The 2,458-nt window shown below is 73.1% G+C and carries 1 protein-coding gene; it reads right to left on the bottom strand.

Annotation, left to right across the window (positions count from 1 at the left end; translation table 11 throughout):
* The coding region (locus tag VIB55_RS01025; protein WP_331874800.1) for an amino acid adenylation domain-containing protein at positions 1-2,458 on the bottom strand (2,458 nt) is incomplete at both ends.

Consider the following 2,458-nt stretch of genomic DNA (forward strand, 5'->3'; position numbering starts at 1 on the left):
GGTCGCCCGTGCGGTACAGCCGCGCCCCCGGCCCGCCACCGAACGGATCGGCCACGAAGCGCTCGGCCGTCAGCTCCGCGCGGCCCAGGTAGCCGCGTGCCACCCCCGCGCCCCCGATGTAGAGCTCGCCCGCGACCCCCACCGGCACGGGCTCGCCCGCGGCGTCCAGCACGTAGACGCGCGTGTTCGCCACCGGCCGCCCGATCGGCACGCTGGCCCCGACGTAATCGCCGCGGACCGCTTCGGAGGTCGACCAGATGGCGGTTTCGGTGGGCCCGTACACGTTCCACAGCCCGCCCACACGGCTCCGCAGGGCCGACGCGAGATCCGCCGGAAGCGCCTCGCCGCCGCAGAGCGCCCGCATCTCCGGCGCGCCCTCCCACTCCGAGGCCACCAGCATCCGCCAGGTGGCGGGCGTGGCCTGCATCACCGTGGGCGCGTACACGCGGATCGCCTCCGCCAGCGCCGCCGGGTCCGCGGCCCGCTCCCGCGGCAGCACAATGGTCGCCGCGCCGTGCAGGAGGGGGAGGAACATCTCCAGCACGGAGATGTCGAAGGCGTAGGTGGTCACCGCGAGCAGGCGGTCCGCGGGCTCCATCGCCACAGTTTCGCGCATCGAGCGGAGGAGGTTGACCACGCCGCGGTGCGGAACGGTGACGCCCTTAGGGCGGCCGGTGGAGCCGGAGGTGTAGATCACGTACGCCAGGTGCGCCGGCGTCAGCCCCTCGATCACCGGATCCGCCGCGGGTTGATCCGCCCACTCCGCGCCATCCAGGTCGATCACCGGCGCCGCGACGTCCGCGAACAGCGCCTCCACCCCGTCCAGCGAGCGCTGCGTGAGCACGGCCACGGGCGCGCTGTCGTCCAGGACGTAGCGCAGCCGCTCGGCCGGATACGAGGGGTCGAGCGGCACGTACGCGCCCCCGGCCTTCATCACGGCGAGCAGCGCGACGACCATCTCCGCGCTCCGCTCCACGCAGACCGCCACTCGCGAATCCGGACCCACGCCCAGCGAGCGGAGGTGGTGCGCCAGCCGGTTCGCCCGCGCGTTCAGCTCCGCGTAGGTGAGCGAGCGATCCTCGAAGACCACCGCCTCGGCCTCGGGCGTGCGCTCCGCCTGGGCGGCGAACAGCTCGTGGATGCACGCGTCGGCCGGGTACTCCGCCTCCGTGCGGTTCCACGCCTCCACCACCAGAGCGCGCTCTTCCTCCGAGAGCAGCTCCAGCCGCGAGAGCCGCACGTCCGCATCCGCCACCACCTGCTCCAGCACGTAGGCCAGGTGGCCCAGCATCCGCCGGACGGTGGAGCGGTCGAAGAGGGCGGTGCTGTACTCCAGCACGCCGCCGACGCCGCCGTCGTGCGGAATGGCGGTGAGCGACAGGTCGAACCGGGTGGTTTCCGACTCCGCGCCCAGCCCCGCCATCCGCAGCCCCGCGAGGCCCGAGCCGGAGCGGTCGGCGTTCTGGAGGGTGAACATCACCTGGAAGAGCGGCGAGTGGCTCAAGCTGCGCTCCGGCTGCAGCTCGGCGACGAGCCGCTCGAAGGGCACGTCCTGGTTCTCGTACGCGCCCAGCGTCACCTCGCGCACGCGCCCCAGCAGCTCGCGGAAGGTGGGGTCGCCCGAGAGGTCGGTGCGCTGCACCAGCGTGTTGGTGAACAAGCCGATCAGCTCCTCCACCTCGCGCCTTGTGCGCCCCGCGATGGGGCTGCCCACGACGACGTCATCGCTCCCGCTGTACTTGGAGAGCAGCAGCTGGAAGCCGGCCAGCATCACCATGTACAGCGTGGCGCCCTCGCCGCGCCCCAGTGCCTGGAGGCCGTCGAGCAGCGCGCGCGGCAGATCGAACCGCTCCCGCGCGCCGCGATGCGACTGCACCGGGGGCCGGGGCCGGTCCGTCGGCAGCTCCAGCAGCGCGGGCGCGCCCGCCAGCCGCTCCTTCCAGTACGCCAGCTGCCGATCCAGCACCGCACCCTGCAGCTGCTCGCGCTGCCACACCGCGAAATCCGCGTACTGCACCGGCAGTGGCGGGAGCGGATTGGGCTCGCCGCTCGCGAAAGCGGCGTACAGCGCACCCAGTTCGCGCTGCAGCACGCCGCTGCTCCACCCGTCGGTGACGATGTGGTGGATGCACAGCAGCAGGACGTGCTCCTGGTCCGCCACCCGCAGCAGCGCGGCGCGGAAGAGCGGGCCCCGGGCTAGGTCGAACGGACGAGCCACGTTCTCCCGCGCGCGCCGCCGCACCTCCGCCATGCGCTCCGTTTCGGGAAGCCCCGACAGGTCTTCGACGGGGAGCGCAAAGCCGGAGAAGGGCACGATCACCTGCACCGCGCCGCCGTCCATCTCGCGGAAGACGGTCCGCAGCGACTCGTGCCGGCGGACGATCTCGCACAGCGCGCGCTCCAGCGCGTCCACGTCCACGGCGCCGCCCAGGCGCAGCGTGGCCGGAAGGTTGTAGGC

The sequence above is a fragment of the Longimicrobium sp. genome (assembly GCF_036554565.1).
Taxonomy (GTDB): Bacteria; Gemmatimonadota; Gemmatimonadetes; order Longimicrobiales; family Longimicrobiaceae; genus Longimicrobium.